The organism is Nitratidesulfovibrio sp. (genome assembly GCF_040373385.1).
GTDB lineage: Bacteria > Desulfobacterota > Desulfovibrionia > Desulfovibrionales > Desulfovibrionaceae > Cupidesulfovibrio.
Window position 1 is genome coordinate 109051 of the sequence record NZ_JBDXXH010000005.1, and the last position, 18688, is coordinate 127738.

The 18688-nt window shown below is 65.1% G+C and carries 17 protein-coding genes; 9 read left to right on the plus strand and 8 right to left on the minus strand.

The genetic code is table 11. The features are described 5' to 3' along the window. The first annotated feature begins 81 nt into the window (after positions 1-81). The 6 genes from ABWO17_RS10750 (at position 82) to ABWO17_RS10775 (ending at position 7511) form a co-directional block, all read left to right on the plus strand. Complete coding sequence (locus ABWO17_RS10750; RefSeq protein WP_353118391.1) at positions 82-1035, plus strand: hypothetical protein; 954 nt, start codon at positions 82-84, stop codon at positions 1033-1035. 418 nt (positions 1036-1453) lie between these two features. After that, positions 1454-3016 carry an ABC transporter substrate-binding protein gene (locus ABWO17_RS10755; protein ID WP_353118393.1) on the plus strand — a complete coding sequence of 521 codons (1563 nt, stop codon included), beginning with the start codon at positions 1454-1456 and terminating at the stop codon, positions 3014-3016. A 557-nt stretch (positions 3017-3573) separates the two neighbouring features. Continuing rightward, complete coding sequence (locus ABWO17_RS10760) at positions 3574-4551, plus strand: ABC transporter permease (protein ID WP_353118395.1); 978 nt, start codon at positions 3574-3576, stop codon at positions 4549-4551. Position 4552: 1 nt separating this feature from the next. After that, positions 4553-5473 (plus strand): ABC transporter permease, encoded by a 921-nt coding sequence (locus ABWO17_RS10765; RefSeq protein ID WP_353118397.1) that lies wholly within the window; start codon positions 4553-4555, stop codon positions 5471-5473. A 3-nt stretch (positions 5474-5476) separates the two neighbouring features. After that, positions 5477-6478 (plus strand): ABC transporter ATP-binding protein, encoded by a 1002-nt coding sequence (locus tag ABWO17_RS10770; protein ID WP_353118399.1) that lies wholly within the window; start codon positions 5477-5479, stop codon positions 6476-6478. A 13-nt stretch (positions 6479-6491) separates the two neighbouring features. Further along, positions 6492-7511 (plus strand): ABC transporter ATP-binding protein, encoded by a 1020-nt coding sequence (locus ABWO17_RS10775; RefSeq protein WP_353118400.1) that lies wholly within the window; start codon positions 6492-6494, stop codon positions 7509-7511. A gap of 83 nt (positions 7512-7594) precedes the next feature. Here ABWO17_RS10775 and ABWO17_RS10780 read toward each other — a convergent pair whose 3' ends face one another. The 7 genes from ABWO17_RS10780 to ABWO17_RS10810 form a co-directional block, all read right to left on the minus strand. Then, positions 7595-8812, minus strand: a complete 1218-nt coding sequence (locus tag ABWO17_RS10780) for a MalY/PatB family protein (protein ID WP_353118402.1) — start codon at positions 8810-8812, stop codon at positions 7595-7597. A 135-nt stretch (positions 8813-8947) separates the two neighbouring features. Further along, complete coding sequence (locus ABWO17_RS10785; protein WP_353118404.1) at positions 8948-10993, minus strand: ribonucleoside triphosphate reductase; 2046 nt, start codon at positions 10991-10993, stop codon at positions 8948-8950. Then, entirely contained in the window at positions 10893-11609 is a 717-nt protein-coding gene (locus ABWO17_RS10790; protein ID WP_353118405.1) for a radical SAM protein, read from the minus strand. The genes ABWO17_RS10785 and ABWO17_RS10790 overlap by 101 nt, the downstream gene beginning before the upstream one ends. 562 nt (positions 11610-12171) lie before the next feature. Then, complete coding sequence (locus ABWO17_RS10795; RefSeq protein WP_035067211.1) at positions 12172-12636, minus strand: chemotaxis protein CheX; 465 nt, start codon at positions 12634-12636, stop codon at positions 12172-12174. 403 nt (positions 12637-13039) lie between these two features. Continuing rightward, positions 13040-13366, minus strand: a complete 327-nt coding sequence (locus ABWO17_RS10800; protein WP_353118406.1) for a tetratricopeptide repeat protein — start codon at positions 13364-13366, stop codon at positions 13040-13042. 197 nt (positions 13367-13563) lie between these two features. Continuing rightward, positions 13564-13842 carry a DUF2325 domain-containing protein gene (locus ABWO17_RS10805; protein ID WP_353118408.1) on the minus strand — a complete coding sequence of 93 codons (279 nt, stop codon included), beginning with the start codon at positions 13840-13842 and terminating at the stop codon, positions 13564-13566. 385 nt (positions 13843-14227) lie between these two features. Beyond that, positions 14228-14422, minus strand: a complete 195-nt coding sequence (locus tag ABWO17_RS10810; RefSeq protein WP_353118410.1) for a ferredoxin — start codon at positions 14420-14422, stop codon at positions 14228-14230. Between the two features lie 99 nt (positions 14423-14521). On the opposite strand from ABWO17_RS10810, the gene ABWO17_RS10815 reads away from it, so the two are divergent. After that, positions 14522-15154, plus strand: a complete 633-nt coding sequence (locus tag ABWO17_RS10815; RefSeq protein ID WP_353118411.1) for a hypothetical protein — start codon at positions 14522-14524, stop codon at positions 15152-15154. Between the two features lie 297 nt (positions 15155-15451). On the opposite strand, the gene ABWO17_RS10820 is transcribed toward ABWO17_RS10815, so the two are convergent. Next, a complete protein-coding gene (locus ABWO17_RS10820; protein WP_353118413.1) occupies positions 15452-15721 on the minus strand; it encodes a hypothetical protein in 270 nt (89 codons plus the stop codon). A 392-nt stretch (positions 15722-16113) separates the two neighbouring features. On the opposite strand from ABWO17_RS10820, the gene ABWO17_RS10825 reads away from it, so the two are divergent. Then, positions 16114-16902, plus strand: coding sequence for a type III pantothenate kinase (locus ABWO17_RS10825; protein WP_353118415.1), 789 nt, complete (start codon positions 16114-16116; stop codon positions 16900-16902). Between the two features lie 277 nt (positions 16903-17179). Next, positions 17180-18484 carry a phosphopyruvate hydratase gene (gene eno / locus ABWO17_RS10830; RefSeq protein ID WP_353118417.1) on the plus strand — a complete coding sequence of 435 codons (1305 nt, stop codon included), beginning with the start codon at positions 17180-17182 and terminating at the stop codon, positions 18482-18484. Positions 18485-18688: the final 204 nt, after the last annotated feature.

An 18688-nucleotide genomic window follows, 5' to 3' on the forward strand; every position in this document is an offset into this window, starting at 1 on the left:
TTCAGGCCGCCGCGCGCGAGACACCACGGACCCACGACCATTCGGGGCATGTCACGCCAGGGGCATGCCGCAGGAGCATCAATGGCATTGTTCGGCAAGAAGGACGAGGAGCACGCGACAAACCTGGTGTTCCAGCAACTGCGCCTTGCGGCGGACCGCCGGGCGCGGTTCTACGTGGTGGTACGCACCCGCGACGGCAAGCAGCATTCGCTGCCCGGGCTCATCGATTCGTACGAAGGCCCCACCCTGCTCATCGACATGTCCAGCGGGGTGCGGCTTTCCTCGGCATGGAAGGGGCAGACGGTGGAATGCTACTTCCGCATCGTGGCCATGGCCCCCCAGCGCACGGAACAGCATTACATGTTCGCCTCGCGCATTCTCGACATCCGCGCCCTGTCCACCGGGCTGATCGTTGAACTGGAAAAGCCCGCCGCCATCGACTCGGGGCAGCGCCGCCGCAGCGTGCGGGTGCGCCCGGTGCCGGAACTGGTGGGCCTGCTGGAAATGTGGCGCGACGAAGCCCCCGACGACGGCCCGTTGCCCCTGGCGGCGCTGGAAGGGTATCTGCGCATCGCCGGTGCGCCTACCCAGTGCCTGCTTGGGGCGGAGGGACAGCCCGCGCAGGCGCCCCAGACCGCGTCAGGCCCGGTGGCGGAATCCGTGGCAGACCCGCAGCCCGGCCTTGTGGACATTTCTGCCGGGGGCATGCGCGCCTGCATCGCCCCCCGCGCGGGAGTGAGCGGCGAAAAGGGGCCGCTGGCACGGGGCGACAAGGTGGTGCTGCGCGCCATCCTGCACTGGCCCGGCGGCGCGCATCAGCCCCTGGACCTGCTGCTGAAGGCGGAGGTTTCCACCCGCATGCACACGGGCAGCGTGGTCGGCGGGGTGGACGTGGGCGTGGAATTTCTGTTCGACGGCAAGATCGACGTCGACGGCACGGTGACCTGGGTGCCCGTGCGCGACGGGGTGTACCGCGCCGCCCAGTGGGTGAACGCCGTGTACATGGAGTACATGCGCAAGGTGCGCTCGCAGTAGGGGTATTCCCGAAGCATCCGTTCGTGGGCTTGCGAGCCGTGCGGACATCGTACGCAACGTCCGGCCCGAAGGGCGCGACCCGACCCTTCCTGTCCGCCGCGAGCCTTCAGCAATGGCCGCCGCACCCGTGCAGGGCGCGGCGGCCTTTGCATGTCCCGTCTGCACGCTGATTTAACGGTACATCTGCGTGGCGTGATTTGACAATATTCGCATGGCCCCCCGCTTGACGCACCTGCCGCCGGATGGTCTACAGGACTGTCGGTCTCATTGCATCGGACAACGCATCGTGGGCATCATTGGCATCACGGGCATCGGGGTGCTGGCCGGACGGCCACGGGACGAGCCGTCCGCACCGGTCCTGACAGGCCTTGCCGGGCCCGCGCGGCGTCATTGCAGCAACAACCGCTGGAGGTACTGGATGAAACGGACCATCGTATTGCTTCTGATGATGTTGGCGGCCGTGCTGGCGTTCGGCCCCAAGGCCGAGGCCGCCGAAGGCAAGACCTTCCGCGTCGGCATCTCGTCCGACCCTGAATCGCTCGACCCGCACATGCAGCTTTCCGGGCCCATGCTGGCCTACTCGCACTGGGTGTTCGATCCCCTGGTGCGCTGGACCCAGGACATGAAGTTCGAACCGCGCCTGGCCGAAAAGTGGGAACAGATCAACCCCACCACCGTGCGCTTCTTCCTGCGCAAGGGCGTCAAGTTCCACAGCGGCAACCCCTTCACCGCCGCTGACGTGGCCTGGACCGTCAAGCGCCTGAAGGAAGCCCCCGACTTCAAGGGCCTGTACGTGAAGTTTGCCGAACCCAAGGTCGTCGACGACCACACCATCGACATCATCACCACCGAACCCTACGGCCTGGTGATGAACCTTGCCACCTACATTTTCCCCATGGATTCCAAGTTCTACACCGGCACCGACGCCGCTGGCCAGCCCAAGGGCGCCGTGGTGAAGAACGGCCCCTCGTTCGCCAACGAGAACGCCTCGGGCACCGGCCCGTTCATGGTGGCCCAGCGCGAACACGGCGTGAAGCTGCTGCTGAAGGCCAATCCCAACTACTGGACCAAGCGCGGCAACGTCGACACCATCGAACTCACCCCCATCAAGAACGAAGCCACCCGCGTGGCCGCCATCCTGAAGGGCGACGTGGACTTCATCACCCCCGTGCCCGTGCAGGACTACGACCAGCTGGCCAAGAACCCCGATGTGGAGCTGATCACCATGGCCAGCACCCGCATCATCACCTTCCAACTGAACGGCAAGCGCAACCCCGCCCTGGCCAACCCCAAGGTGCGTGAAGCCATCATTGCCGCCACCGACCATGCGGGCATCGTGGCCAAGATCATGAAGGGCTACACCGTGGTCACCCACCAGCAGGCGCCCAAGGGCTACCCCGGCTACATCGCCGACCTGAAGCCCCGTTTCGATCTGGCCAAGGCCCAGAAGCTGATGAAGGAAGCGGGCTACGAAAAGGGTCTGGAACTGACCATGATCGCGCCCAACAACCGCTACGTGAACGACGAAAAGGTGGCCCAGGCCTTCGTTTCCATGATGGCCAAGATCGGCATCAAGGTGAACCTGAAGACCATGCCCAAGGCCCAGTACTGGGATGAGTACGACGCCCAGGTTGCCGACATCCAGATGATCGGCTGGCACCCGGATACCGAAGACACCGCCAACTACGGCGAATACCTGCTGATGTGCATCAACAAGGACACCGGCATGGGGCAGTACAACAGCGGCAACTACTGCAACAAGAAGTACGACGCGCTGATCGAGGAAGCCAACCGCACCACCGATCCCAAGAAGCGCGACGCAGTGCTGCAGGAATCCGAGAAGCTGGCCTACGACGAGGCCGCCTTCGTGCCGCTGCACATGGAACCGCTGTCGTGGGCTGCCCGCAAGACGGTGAAGAACGCGAAGGCGATCATCAACGTGCAGGACTTCCCCTACTTCGGCGACGTGGTGATGCAGTAACAGTGAATGAGCGCGGGCGGTTGCAAGACCCCCGCGCTTTTTCGACGGATTTGTGAAGGCGGGCGGGCAGGGGAACACCCCTTGCCTGCCCCGCCGAAATTTTGTAGCCCACCGGGCGGGGATCACCCCGTTACCGACGCGCGGCATTCCGCCGCCCCCCGCATTCCGGCTTTTGGCTGGGCATTCCGTCAGCCATTCCGGACACGCGGCGGGCGCTCCCAGCAGGCTCACCGGAACATGGTGCGCCGATCGTGGCCGGGTTGCGGACAACGCCGCGCACGCCGTTTCGCGCCTTCGCGCTTTCGTGGCCGCCGCGTGCGGTCCCGCTGCCCCTGCCCCGCAGGGTGCCATGGGTCGAACCATGGCCGGGACGTTCGCACGCATCAGGCCGCTGCGCGCGGGCGCTGCCGCCGTCACTCCGCCCCCGTTCCTGCATCGTGCGGCCCCCGCACCGTGCGGGAGCCCGCATCGCACGGGGGCCGTATCGTGTGGAGGAAGGACGCGCGGCCCGCGGCTCCGCGGCAACCAGCAACGCCGTTACCGGCAACGAGACGCACATGTTCGCATTCATCATCCGCAGGGTGGCGCAAGCCCTGCTGGTCATGTTCATCATCAGCTTCATCGGGTTCGCCATCAAGCAGTCCGTTGGCGACCCCACGCGCGAGATGGTGGGCGTGTCCGTATCCGTCAAGGAACGCGAGGCCCTGCGCGAAAAGCTGGGGCTGAACGACCCGTACCTAGTCCAGTGGGCGCGCTTCACCAAGAACGCCGTGCAGGGCGACCTGGGCACTTCGTACTTCTACCGCAAGCCCGCGCTGGACGTGATTCTGGCGAAAGCCCCGGCCACGCTGGAACTGGTCTTCGTGGCCCAGTGCATCATCGTGCTGATCTCCGTGCCGGTGGGCGTGTATTCCGCGTGCCGTCCGCGCTCGGTGCTGTCGCGCCTGTTCATGGGCATCAGCATCGTGGGGGTTTCGGTGCCGGTGTTCCTGACGGCCATCTTCATGATCTACATCTTCTCGGTGCACCTTGGCTGGCTGCCCTCGTTCGGGCGCGGCAACCCGGTGGAGATATTCCCGGGGTGGACATCGGTGCTGACCACCTGGGCCAATTTCAAGCACATCATCCTGCCCTCCATCGCCCTGTCGTCCATCATGCTGCCGCTGTTCATCCGGCTGATCCGCGCCGAGATGAAGGAAGCGCTGGAAACAGAGTACGTGAAATTCGCGCGGGCCAAGGGCCTGCCCGAATGGCGCGTGGTGATGGTGCACGCCTTCAAGAACACCCTTCTGCCGGTCATTACCGTGGGCGGCGTGCAGCTTGGCATCATGATCGCCTTCACCATCCTGACCGAAACGGTGTTCCAGTGGCAGGGCATGGGCTTCATGTTCGTGGAGGCCGTGGAGCGCGCCGATACGGCGCTGCTGGTGGCCTACCTGATCTTTGTGGGTGCCATCTTCGTCAGCGTGAACACGGTGGTGGACCTGATCTACGGTTTCGTGAATCCCATGGTCCGCATCGCGGGGAGGAAGTAGCATGGCCGGTCTTCTGAAACGTTTCCGCCAGTCGTACTTCCTGTATTCCTTCCTGCGCGACCCGGTGGCGGTGACCAGCTTCGCCCTGTTCGTCATCCTGGCATCCTCGGCCCTGCTGGCCCCGGTCATAGCCCCGCACAATCCGTTCGACGGCGCCAACATCGACATCATGGACGCGGAAACGCCCCCCCTGTGGAAGGACGGCGGCAACCCGGCCTTTCTGCTGGGCACCGACAACCAGGGGCGCGACCTGTTCTCGGCCATCCTGTACGGCATGCGCGTATCCCTGCTGATCGGGGTGGGCGCGGTGGCCATGCAGGCGTGCATCGGCATCATGGTGGGGCTGCTTTCCGGCTACGGCAGCCGCAGGCTGGACAACATCCTGATGCGCATCGCCGACGTGCAGCTGTCGTTTTCCTCCTACATGGTGGCCATCTTCCTGGGGGCCATCGTGCAGATGACCTTTGGCGTGGGCCGCTACGAGCAGGTGGCCGTGCCCTTCCTGGTGCTGGTCATCGGCCTTGCGGAATGGCCCCAGTACGCGCGCACCGTGCGTGCATCGGTGCTGGCGGAGAAGAAGAAGGAATACGTGGAGGCGGCGCGGGTCATCGGGCTTCGGCCGTTCCGCATCATGTGGCGGCACATCCTGCCCAACACGCTCACCCCGGTGCTGGTCATTTCCACCGTGCAGGTGGCCAACGCCATCATGAGCGAGGCGGCGCTGTCGTTCCTGGGCTTGGGCATGCCGGTGACCAAGCCTTCGCTGGGCTCGCTGATCAAGTCGGGCTTTCAGTATTTCTTCAGCGGCAGCTGGTGGATAACGCTGTTTCCGGGCGTGGTGCTGATTCTGCTGGTGCTGTCCATCAACCTGCTTGGCGACTGGCTGCGGGATTTCCTGAATCCCAAGCTGTACAAGGACTAGCCCATGCAACCGTTGCTCGACGTATCCAACCTTACCGTCAAGTTCGCGCTGCGCGACACCGCGCTTACCGCCGTCAACGACGTTTCGTTCACCCTGGGCAAGGGCGAGCGCCTGGGCCTTGTGGGCGAATCGGGCGCGGGCAAGTCCGTGACCGGGTTTTCCATCCTGAACCTGGTGTCCAAGCCCGGCTTCATCGCAGGCGGCTCCGTGCTGTTCGAGGGCAAGGACCTGACCAAGGCCAATGCGGAAACCCTGCGCGACATACGCGGCAACCGCATCAGCATGATCTTTCAGGATCCCATGATGACCCTGAACCCGGTGCTGACCGTGGGCACGCAGATGATCGAAACCATCCGCGCCCACATGAAGGTGACCCGCAAGGAAGCCGAGGGCATTGCCCTGGACAAGCTGCGCAAGGTCTACATTCCCTCGCCGGAACGCCGCCTGACCCAGTATCCGCACGAATTCTCCGGCGGCATGCGCCAGCGCATCGTCATTGCCATCGCGCTCTTGACGTCGCCGTCGCTGATCATCGCCGACGAACCCACCACGGCGCTGGACGTGACCATCCAGGCCGAGATCATGGACCTGCTGCTGGAGCTGTGCCAGTCGGAGGACATGGGCCTCATCCTGATTACCCACGACCTTGGCGTGGTCTCGCAGGTCACCCAGAAGATTGCGGTGATGTACGCGGGCGGCATCGTGGAAATGGGCGATACCGGCATGGTGGTGGGCGAGCCGCTGCACCCTTACACGCGCGGCCTCTTGGGCGCGCTGCCGCAGTGTGCGGACAAGGCCGACTGTGGCCTTGCGGATGTGGCCGCGCCGCGTGCGCGCCGCCGCCTGAACCAGATTCCCGGCAGCATGCCCAGCCTTTCCGACGTGCCGCGCGGCTGTCCGTTCAACAACCGCTGCGAACTGTGCGAAACCGTGTGCACCACCACCCGGCCGCTGCTGGAAAAGAAAAGCGACGGGCGTTTGGCCGCCTGCCATATGGTAGCCTAAGGGGGACGCCGGAATGACCAACCAGAATACCGCACTGCTTTCGCTGCGCAACGTCGTCAAGCATTTCGACATATCCGGCGGGCTGCTGGACCAGCTGCGATTCTCGGGCGGGCGCATCATCCGCAAGCACACCGTGGTGCACGCCGTCAACGACGTGAGCTTCGACATCCTGCCCGGCGAGACCCTGAGCGTGGTGGGCGAATCGGGCTGCGGCAAGTCCACCCTGGCGCGCACCGTCATCGGCCTGTACCGGGCCACCGGCGGCGAGATACTGTACCGGGGCGAGCGCATCGACAACCTGAGCGACAACGGCATGCTGCCCTATCGCACCCGCATGCAGATGGTCTTTCAGGATCCCTACGCCTCGCTGAACCCGCGCATGAAGGTGCGCGAAATACTCGAAGAACCCGTCCGCTTCCACAACCCCGGCATTTCCGACGCCGAGGTGCGGGCCCGCGTGGCTGCCGTCATGGAGCAGGTGGGCGTCAACCCGCTGTGGGGCGTGCGCTATCCACACGAATTTTCCGGTGGGCAGCGCCAGCGCATCTCCATCGCCCGCGCCCTGGTGGTGGACCCCGAGTTCATCGTGGCGGACGAACCCATCTCGGCGCTGGACGTATCCATCCAGGCCCAGGTGCTGAACCTGATGATGGACCTGCAAGAGCAGCGCAACCTGACCTACCTGTTCATCAGCCACGACCTGTCGGTGGTGGAGCATATCTCCACCCGCGTGGCCGTGATGTACCTGGGCAGCCTGTGCGAGCTGGCCGACGCCGCCGACCTGTTCGGCAGCCCGCGCCACCCCTACACCCAGGCCTTGCTTTCGGCCATTCCGCGCGTGGGCGGCAAGGCCGCCGCGCACATCAAGCTGCCCGGCGACGTGCCCACGCCCATCAACCTGCCCTCGGGCTGCGTGTTCCATGGCCGCTGTCCGCACGCCAACGCGCGCTGCATGCAGGAAGTGCCCAAGGCCCGCCAGCTTGAAAGCGGCGCGCTGGTGGCCTGCCACGGCGTGGAGGAAGGGCGGATCTAGACCATTCAAGACCCTGAAAGAAACCGGGGGAAGGAGCCGTGCAACGGTTCCTTCCCCCGGATCTTTTTTGGGCGTGGCTGGCGTTACTTGTCCAGCACATCCGCCATGCGTTCCAGCGCGGTGCGCAGCAGCGCGCGCGGGCAGCCCAGGTTCAGGCGCAGCCAGCCTTCACCTTCCGGCCCAAAGCTGGAACCGGGGCTGGGCACCACGCCTGCCTCGTGGCGCACCCGGTGCAGCAGGTCCGCCTCCGCAAGACCCAACGGGCGAAAGTCCACCCATGAAAGGTAGGTGCCCTGCGGCGGCATGACGCGGACTGCGGGCAGGCGCTGCCCCAGCACGTCGCGCACCAGCGCGGCGTTGCCCGCGATGTAGTCCATCAGCGCGTCCAGCCACGGGCCGCCGTGGCGGCAGGCGGCCTCGGTGGTGGCCAGCCCGAACATGTTGGGATGGCGGATGCCAAGGCCGGTGAGTTCCGCGCGAAAGGTGCGGCGCAGGGTGTCGTCTTCGATAACCACGTGCCCCAGCCCCGCGCCGGGCACGTTGAAGGTCTTGGCGGCGGAAACGGTGGTGATGGTGCGCTCGGCAACTTCCGGCGACAGGCTGGCCAGCACGGTGTGTACATGGCCGGGCAGCAGCAGGTCGTGGTGGATTTCGTCGCTGACCATGAGCGTGCCGTGCTTCAGGCACAGTTCGGCCACGCGGGTCAGTTCCTTGCGGGTCCAAACCCTGCCGCCGGGGTTGTGCGGGCTGCACAGCAGCAGCACCTTGGCCCCGCGCCCGCCGTCGGCAAGGGCCGCATCCAGCGCGTCGAAATCCATTTCGTGGAAGGGGTTGCCGTCGGCATCGGTGGTGAGGGCCAGCGGGTTGGCCAGCACCCGGCAGCCTGCGTCCTGCACCGCCGCGCGGAAAGGCGGGTAGATGGGCGTCTGGATGACCACGCCGTCACCGGGCCGGGTGAACAGCCGCACCGCCAGACACAGCGAGGCCACCACGGTGGGCACGGGCAGCAGGTGGCGCGGGTTTACGGTCCAGCCGTGCCGATCGGCCAGCCAGTGGGACACGGCTTCGCGGCAGGCGATGCCATCCGCCGGGTAGCCGAACACGCCAAGCTCGGCCAGTCGGGCCACGGCATCGCGTATCGCCGGGGGCGAGGCAAAGTCCATGTCGGCCACCCACAGGGGGATGGCGGTGGCGGCTTCATCCGGCGAAAGGTTGAACATGCGCCCCATGTCGTCCCATTTCAGGCTGCCGGTGTTGCGCCGGTCGGGGGCGTGATCGAAGTCGAAGTTGCGGTCGGGCATGGCGATGGGTGACGCGGTCGTCGGGTTTGGCGGGAACTGCCCGCATACGTGAAAGAGCCGCCCGGTAGGCGGCTCTGGATTTCTGTCCGGAGAGAGGGCAGTCCGCATTCACGGAAGCTGCCGAAGCACAGCCGCCTAGAACCCGTTGTAGCAGACGCGGTCGTCGTATTCGACCTGCTTGCCCTTGTTCCACTGCGACACGGGGCGGTAGTAGCCCACGATGCGGGTGTACACTTCCGTGGTCTGGCCGCAGTCGGGGCATGCATGCTGTTCGCCTTGCAGGTAGCCGTGGTCCTTGCACACCGAGAAGGTGGGGGTGACGGACAGGTACGGCAGGCGCGTCTGGGTGAAGGCCTTGATGATGAACTTCTTCAGGGCCTCGGTGTCGGCCACGGATTCGCCGAGGTAGGTGTGGAACACCGAACCGCCGGTGTACAGCGGTTGCAGCTTGTTCTGGTGGTCCAGCGCGGCGAACACGTCTTCGGTCATGCCCACGGGCAGGGCGGTGGAGTTGGTGTAGTACGGGGTGCCGTTGCCCGAGGCCTTTATTTCCGAGTAGAGCGACTTGTCGATCTTGGCCAGCCGGTAGCTGGTGCCTTCGGCAGGGGTGGCTTCCAGGTTGTACAGGGTGCCGGTTTCTTCCTGAAAGCGCGCGGTCAGGTTGCGCAGGTGGTTCAGGGTGCGCTGCATCAGCCGCACGCCCGATTCGGTTTCTATGCCCTTGCCCAGCAGGTTCTGGCAGGCTTCGTGCCCGCCCACCAGCCCGATGGTGGAAAAGTGCCCGGCAAAACCGTTCTTGAGGTACCGGCGCGACCACGGGAACATGCCGCGTTCAAGGTTGGCGGTGACCAGCTTGCGCTTGAATTCCAGCGAATCGCGGGCCAGTTCCGCGTACTCGGTCACCATGTCCAGAAAATCCTCTTCCCCCTGGGCGAGATAGGCGAGCTTGGGCAGGTTCAGGGTGACCACCCCGATGGACCCGGTCAGGTCGCCCGCGCCGAACAGCCCCCCCACCTTGTTGCGCAACTGCCGCAGGTCCATCTGCAACCGGCAGCACATGGAGCGCACGTCTTCGGGGTTGAGGTTGGAGTTGATGAAGTTCTGGAAGTAGGGCGCGCCGTACTTGGCGGTAAGCTTCAGCAAGAGGTCGCCGATCTCCGAATCCCACGGAAAGTCCTTGGTGACGTTGTACGTGGGAATGGGAAAGGAAAAGATGCGGCCATGGAAGTCGCCGTCCAGCATCACTTCCAGGAAGGCGCGGTTCAGCATCTCCATTTCCGGCGCGTATTCGCCGTAGACCGAATCCTTGTATTCGCCGCCGATGATGATGGGCTCGGTGGCGATGTGCTTTGGCGGCACAAGGTCGAAGGTCAGGTTGGTGAACGGACTCTGGCCGCCCCAGCGCGAGGTGGTGTTCAGGTTGAACACGAACTTCTGCATGGCCTGGCGTACCTGCTTGTAGGTCAGGCCGTCATTGCGCACGAAGGGGGCAAGGTAGGTGTCCACGTTGTTGAAGGCCTGGGCGCCTGCCCATTCGTTCTGCAACGTACCGAGGAAATTGACCATCTGGCCCATGGCGGTGTCCAGATGCCTGGCGGGTCCGGCGCTGGACCGGTTTTCGAGGTTGAACCCTTCCAGCAACAGGTCGCGCAGGCTCCAGCCCGCGCAGTACCCCGCAAGGCCAAAGGACAGGTCGTGGATGTGGAAGTAGCCGTGGTCGTGGGCCTGGCGCACTTCCTCGGGGTACTTCTCGAGCGCGTACTTGGCCTGCAACGTGCCGGAAAGGTGCAGCATCAGGCCCTGGAACGAGTGCGTCATGTTGGCGTTCTCGTGCACGCGCCAGTCGGCCTTGGTGAGGTAATTGTCGATGGTCTCGGAAATGTCGAGGAAGGCGGCTTTCTGCTCGCGCAGGGTGCGGCGCGTTTCGCGGTAGATGATGTACCGCTTGGCCACGGCGTACAGGCGCGATTCCATCAGCACCTGTTCCACGGTGTCCTGCACCTGTTCCTGCTCGGGAACCTCGCAGTCCGCGAGTTTCAGCTCCACCCTGTGGGCGATGCGCTTGGAGAGCAGCGGGTCCTTAATGCCGTTTGCTTTCAGGGCCTTCAGGATGGCTTCCGCGATGCGGTCCGTGGACCACGTCTCCAGCCGTCCGTCGCGTTTCAGAATCTGCTTCGGCATGCTTCCTCCGGGGGGGCACGTAATCCTGTATCTTCAGTTCGAAGCCGACGGGAAGCTGGCGGCGGGCCTGCTCCACGTCGTCATCGGAAAGCACGGGAACGCGGGTGAGGCGGAACATGAACGCGTCGGGCTGCGCCTGGGCCAGCGCGAAGATGCGCGAAAGCGCGGCGCGGGCCTCGTCCGGGGCGGTGGTGCCGCCGGACAGGCGCGGGTAAAGGGCGAAGGGTCCCTTGACGTCGATGGAGAAGGCATCGGCCAGGCCGTCGCGCAGCAAGAGTTCCACCACGTCGGGGCGCAGGCCGTTGCTGTCCACCTTCACGGGCAGGCCGAAACGGCGCAGGTCGCGGAGCAGGTCGGCGAAGCCTTCCACGGTGGTCGCTTCCCCCCCGGTCACGACCACCCCGTCCAGCCAGTGGCGGCGGGCTTCGATGTACGATTCGATAGCGGTGCGCGAAAGCACGGGCAGGGTGTCGGCATGCCAGGCCAGCTGCCAGTTGTGGCAGGTGGGGCAGCGCATGTTGCAGCCGCCCAGAAAGATGACGCAGCTGCTGTAGCCGGGCCAGTCGCAGAGGCTCAGGCGCTCGAAGCCATGCACGTGGTTCCATGCGGAGGACATGACGGGAAGTATCCTTGTCCGGGTGGCGAGATCCCGGAAATGAAAAGCCCTTCGGCGGCGCCTTGCGGCAGGTGCGTTGCGATGCTCCGCGCCGTCAAGAAAGTGTCTAGTAAATTTTTAACCCAGCGGGTTAGTTCGAGCCGAAGCCTACTGCACCCCATTTTTTTTGTATAGTGGGGTGTTTTGGAAAAGCCAGTCCTTAACCTGTTAGGGGGTGGAATACCGGGGTATTTTTTCCCGGTTTGGCGCCTTTGGCAGGCCCGGAACGGGGCTTCTTTTTTGTCTTTTCACAGGCCGCGCACGCAGAAGTTCACATGTGGCGCAGCGTTGTGTCTTTGTTGCTGTGGGTGGGGTGCTTTTGCGCGAATAATGGCCGTAATGCCGATGGGATATGTTGTGAATTGTGTGTCGTGAAAAGCATGCGCCGCCGGTGTTCCGGCGGCGCCGTGCACAAAAGGGCAAAGGGGGTGTGGAGGCGTGGGTTGTGGAAAACTCTCGTGCGTTCCCGCACGGGTTCCCGGCGCTCCGTCGTCAGGTCGCCAGGTCGCCAGGTTGCCAGAGGCTACTCGAAGCAGAACTCCACGGTGAAGTCGCCGTGGGGCGTGCCGAAGGGAATGGCGATGATGGGCGCCTTGGTGATGTGGCTGATGGTGTGCCCGTCGCCCATGATCACCGAAGGGGTGGCCCCCTGGAAGGTCATGCCCATTTCGGCAAGGCCCGCACGGGCCTGACCGGAGATCATGTTGGTCACTTCACCCACGGCGTCCTTGATGTCCTGGACGATGTCCTGGATGTCGTCACCCAGCATGGCCTTTACCAGGGCTATGGCGCACTTCTTGGTGAAGGTTACCGAGATGGTGCCGTTCTTGTACCCGGTAATGCCGATGACGGCCGACACGTCGCCTTTGGCCACGTTGTTCTTCTTCACATAGGGCGCCCCGGCCGTGGGGGTTATGCCCGCCATGGTGGACAACACGTTGATGGTGGCCGCGACGAAGGGCTTTGCGACTTCAATGCCGCTGCTCATGGTATGGCTCCTTGACGGTAGGCGTGCCCCCTTCCGCGATGTGGCGGAGTGGCGGAGGCGCACTGAACAACCTACTGGAAACGGGCGGGGGCCGTCCAGTGCCAAGGCGCTCGTTTCACGCAAATGGCCGGGAAACGCTGTTCCTGCCACACGGCGTGTGCGGCGACTGTGGCGTTGCGGCGTGAAACTGCATCCAGCAGGCATGGCGCATGCACGGGGCATGCGTCATGCGGGTGGTGAAGGCGAATCGGGCGCGTGAGATCGGCAGCGTCATGCGGAGCCGGTGTGGGCCGGGCGCATTACGGCGCAAGGGCTCCCGGCAGGGGCGGGAAGGTGCTGCGGAGTCGTAGGTGTCGCAACAGGCACGCGTGGGCTGGGGCGCTCCTGATGCCCGCGCGATGGCCTAGTGCAGGACGTTGGTGGTGGCTTCCGCCCGGGCGGCATCCAGATTGCCCGCGATGGCGGTGTAGACGCGGTGCTGCGTGCCCACCTTGGCTTCCAGATGCGCCAGGGCGGCGGAGAAGTGGGCCACGGCTTCGTCGATGCGGCCGCGCAGGCGGCAGACCAGCCCGAGGTTGTTGCGAATCTTGGCCTCGAAACCGGAAAGTCCAAGGGCCATGGCCTGCCGCAGGGCCTGCGAGAGCAGGAAGTCCGCGTTGGCGAGGTTGCCCTCCGAAAGGGCCTGCATGCCCTGTCTGTTCAAGGCGCCGATCTGGCTTGCTGCGCACATGGTCTCGTCCTTGGTCCTGAAATGTGATGCGGTGGCCGCGTGTTTGTCCGTGCACTTTCCGCATGCGGCGCATGGGGAGCGCCGCCGCGGAGCCCCGGCATGAAGCAGTGGGCCGGATGCGCCGGGCTGGGTGCATCCGCGTGCTTCGCGGGTCAGTGCCGGGGTTCCACGGTGGTGGCGTCGTCGTGCCTGAAATTCTAGTTGGTGGTCACCAGGGCCTGGCGCAGCGTGGAGACGCCGCAGCTGTGCAGCATCTGCACGGGAATGCTGTTGGCCTTGGCGTGCTGCACCACCTCGCGCTTGGCGGCATGCGAGATCTTGTTGGTGAACACGATGACCATGTCCGCCTGGCCGAGCTTGTCGGCAATGCGGTTCTCCTTGCCCGTGAACACCTTCAGATCCACACCGCTGGCTAGAGCCGCATTGATGTAGTCGCGCTTCAGTCTGTCCATTCCGCCGATGAGTGCTGCGCACATGAGAGGCTCCTTCCGACGAGTCTCGCGTCGTTTTGTCCTGTTTAATGAAAACGATTTTCATTGTCAACAACGATGCGTGATTTTTTGCGCTCCCCGTCGTCATTCGGTGCGCTTTCCACGCCGTTTCAGCGTGATGCGGCTGCGATGAAGGGGGGGGGCCGCCAGCCACCGGGCGCGCGAAAGTGCACGCTCTGGGCGGGAGCGACGCGCCGGGGAAGGGGCGGATGCGCGGTGTACGCGCCCGGCGTGGCGGGAACGCATGCGGGCCGCACGTCCCGGCAAGGAGGTGCGGCCCGCATGGAATGTGTCGAAAAAGGGCAGGGAATGTCATGCCCGGGCGCGCCGGGCGCGGAACGAGGCGGGACGGGGGATTCGGGACGCGGGGCTATTCCTCGCGCCACTCGATACATTCCACCGGACAGGTGGAGATGGCGTCTTCCACGCATCCCGCGGTGGTATTGGGGTCGATGACCTCCGCGTATTCGCCCGCGCTGGACATTCTGAACGCCTCGGGGCAAAGTTCGACGCACGATTCGCACGCCATGCATTCGTCCTGATCGAGGTACAGATACTTCGCCATGGTGGCCTCCTTGGGCTGTTTGCATCATGGTGTAGCATGGCCGAAGCGTCGAGCACAACGGGCGGGACGCACGGCGTCCAGCGCAGCGGAGGCAACCCGGTGTCACCAAAAGGAGACGCGCGCCAGGCGCGCGAGTACCTGGCGCGAGCCAAGGCATATTTTCACAGGCACGACGTGCCCCGCGCCCTGGCGGCCACCGCCGCAGGCGTGCAGCCCATCGTGGACGGCGGCGTTGTCGGGCGCGACCTGGCCGAGTTGCACGGCGCGCTGCGCGAGATGGTGCAGATGCTTTCTCGCGACGAGGACGTGAAGGCTCGGGCCACGGCCATTTCGCCGCGCGGGCTGACGTTCGAGAAAGGCGCCGAGAAGCAGTTGCTGGCCATGCTGGCCCGTATCCTGCGCTCCATGCGCGACGAGCAGGAACAGGAAACCTACGATCAGGCCATCGCCCGCAAGCAGCAGTTGGACAAGCTGTTGCTGCACGGCAGGCGGCTGCTGGAACACAGGAAGGTGGCCGAGGCGGACGATGCCTTCACCGAGGCCACGGGGTTCTACCGCAACGAGCACCGGCTGTTTCTGCTGATGGGCAAGGCCATGCTGGAGGCGGGCGAGCCCAAGCGCGCCCTGCGCCACCTGCGCAAGGCCATGGAGGTTGACCCGGACAAGGAGCAGGCCAAACGGGTGCACGATACGGCCCTGGCCCGCAGCAAGGGCGAACCTGATCCGGCCTGATCCGGCCAACTCCGGCCAGATACGGCCAGCTCCGGCCAATGCGGCCTGACGCGGTCTGGCCCTGCCCGGCGCCAGCGCAACGCACCGACGACGGAAATCCGACAGGCACGACGCCCTCATGCACGCGAAACGTTCCGCATGCATGAGGGCGTCGTGCCGTTGCGGCATCGGAGGGAGGCCGGGTGCCCGTGGGCAGGTGCGTCCGGCGGAATGATCCGGACGGGCGCCCTGGTCCGGGCACAGGTCCAGCCGTCGGGCTACAGGTCCAGCCGTCGGGCTACAGGTCCAGCAGCCGGGCTACAGGTCCAGCAGCCGGGCTACCCGTTCCGGGTCCAGCGAGCGGTGCGCATCGCTGGAGGGAGCCGCCAGCATGTCCATGACCGCGCTGTAAGCCTGGTCGGCCTCGGCGGTGGGGACGGGCGTGGTTGTCTGCCCTGCCGGGGAAGTCTGGGTGCCGGTGGCGTCGAGCGAGGTGCGCTTGGCTTCGGTCGCCTCGCGGGCGCGGGCCAGCAGCGAGTCGATGTGCGAGAAGGTATCCTGCGAAAGGGGGGTAATGCCCGTGGTCATGGCGGTCTCCTGGAAGTTTTTTCCGTATGCCCCGGCAATGATGCAAGTGACGTGCAAAGCTGCACGGAATGCACGCTTCGGCCTGCGCGGCACGGGCTGCATGGTCGGCAGGCGCCAGGGGCCGGACCGGCGCCGAAGAAGAAGGCGCGCGTTGTTGCCGACATCCGGTGGTGGGCCGGGTACCCCGGGTACCCCAGGTGCCCCAGATGCCCCAGATGCGCCGGAAGGTCGGGTGCTTCGGATGACCCGTGGCGGACCGTTGCGAATCGGGCCGCTTTGAGGTAGGCGAAGCGGCGCGCCACGGTTGCGTTTCCGTCCGAACAGGCTACACTTGCGCACAGGTGCATCGTGCACGGGACGCGCGCGGCCACATCCATATATTCGGAAGCGGCATGACCCAGCATTTCCTGCTGTTCGACATCGGCAACACCAACGTAAAGATCGGCATAGCGGTGGAAACCGCCGTGCTGACCTCGTACGTGCTGCCCACAGACCCCGGCCAGACGGCCGACTCCATCGGGCTGCGCCTGCTGGAGGTGCTGCGCCACGCCGGGCTGGGGCCGTCGGACGTGGGGGCCTGCGTGGCCAGTTCGGTGGTGCCCGGCGTCAATCCGCTGATCCGCCGTGCCTGCGAACGCTACCTGTATCGCAAGCTGCTGTTCGCCCCCGGCGACATCGCCATTCCGCTGGAAAACCGCTACGAGCGACCTGCCGAAGTGGGTGCCGACCGGCTGGTGGCCGCCTATGCCGCCCGGCGGCTGTACCCCGGCCCCCGGTCGCTGGTATCCGTGGATTTCGGCACCGCCACCACGTTTGACTGCGTGGAGGGGGGTGCGTATCTTGGCGGTTTGATCTGTCCCGGTGTGCTTTCGTCCGCCGGGGCGTTGTCGTCGCGCACGGCCAAGCTGCCGCGTATCAGCCTGGAAGTGGAAGAAGATACGCCGGTCATCGGCAGGTCCACCACCACCAGCCTGAACCACGGCTTCATTTTCGGCTTTGCCGCCATGACCGAAGGGGTGCTGGCCCGCCTTGGCGGCGTGCTGCCCGGCCCCATCGAGGTGGTGGCCACGGGCGGTTTTGCCCGGGACATCGCGCGGGTGAGCCGCTGTTTCGACCACGTCAGGCCCGACCTTCTGCTGGAGGGCCTGCGGCTGTTGTATCTGGAAAGCGGCCTGCGCTAGCGTTTTCGCGCGGCGCGCCGCGTCTGGCATGGACGTTTGCGAACATTTCGACGCTTCGCGTCTGGGCCACGTTTCGACGCTTCGCGTTTGGCACACGTTTCGACGCTTCGCGTCAGGCCGCACGTTTCGACGCTTCGCGTCAGGCCGCACGTTTCGACGCTTCGCGTCTGGCACACGTTTCGACGCTTCGCGTCAGGTACGGACATTCGACGCTTCGCGTCTGGTATCGACATTCCGACCGAAACCCGACGAACATGAAAGGACCAAGGAGATGCAGATGAGCACCATCGTATCCGTCTGGGCGAGGGAAATCCTTGACTCCCGCGGGAATCCCACCGTCGAGGTGGAGGTTTCCGTCGAATCGGGCCACACCGGCCGCGCCGCCGTGCCGTCGGGCGCCTCCACCGGCACCCGCGAGGCGCTGGAAATGCGCGACGGCGACAAGGGCCGTTACAAGGGCAAGGGCGTGGAAAAGGCCGTGGACAACGTGATGGGTGAAATCGCCGAAGCCGTCGTGGGGCTGGATTCCCTGCGTCAGGTGCAGGTGGACAACACCCTTCTGGACCTGGACGGCACCGACAACAAGTCGCGCCTGGGTGCCAACGCCATGCTGGGCGTGTCCCTGGCCACCGCGCGCGCCGCGTCCAGCTTTCTGGGGCTGCCGCTGTACCAGTATCTGGGCGGCGTGAATTCCAAGGTGCTGCCCGTGCCGCTGATGAACATCATCAACGGTGGTGCGCATGCGCCCAACAACCTGGACATCCAGGAATTCATGATCATGCCCATCGGCGCGGCCACCTTCCGCGACGCGCTGCGCATGGGCGCCGAAACCTTCCATACCCTGAAGGCGCTGCTGGCCGCCGACGGCCACGTGACCAGCGTGGGTGACGAGGGCGGCTTTGCCCCCAACCTGAAGAACCACGACGAAGCCTTCCGCTACATCATGAAGGCCATCGAGGAAGCGGGCTACATTCCCGGCGCGGAAATCGCGCTGGCCATCGACGCCGCTGCCTCCGAATTCCACAAGGACGGCAAGTACGTGCTGGCGGGCGAGAACAAGAACCTGTCCAACTCCGAGATGGTGGAGTGGCTGGGCGAGTTCACCACGCGCTACCCGCTGATCTCCATCGAGGACGGCCTGGCCGAAGCCGACTGGGACGGCTGGCGCGAACTGACCTACAAGCTGGGTGACACCATCCAGTTGGTGGGCGACGACATCTTCGTGACCAACCCCGACATTCTGGCCCAGGGCATCGACGAGGGCGTGGCCAACTCCATCCTCATCAAGCTGAACCAGATCGGTACGCTGACCGAGACCCTGGACACCATCGAGATGGCCAAGCAGGCCGCCTACACCACGGTGATCTCGCACCGCTCGGGCGAAACCGAGGACCACTTCATCTCCGATCTGGCCGTGGGCCTGAACGCCGGTCAGATCAAGACCGGCTCGCTGTGCCGCAGCGACCGGCTGGCCAAGTACAACCAACTGCTGCGCATCGAGGAAGACCTGGACGACACGGGCATCTACTTCGGGCCCATGATGAGCGCGCACTTCGGCTTCGAAGAAGAAATCGAGGAGTAGCGCACTGTTGCGTGATAATGGGGAGGGGGCCTGCGTGGCTCCCTCCCTTTTGCTTTCGGCGTGCAGGCGCGGCAGAGCGTTGCACGTGGTCCGGCAGGAAATTTCGGTATGAACCCGCCCCCAAAACGGGGGGGCCGGGGGAGCATGCTCCCCCGGCGGGGCACGGGGCAGCGCCCCGATATCTCGCCGCCTACTCTCCTGAGG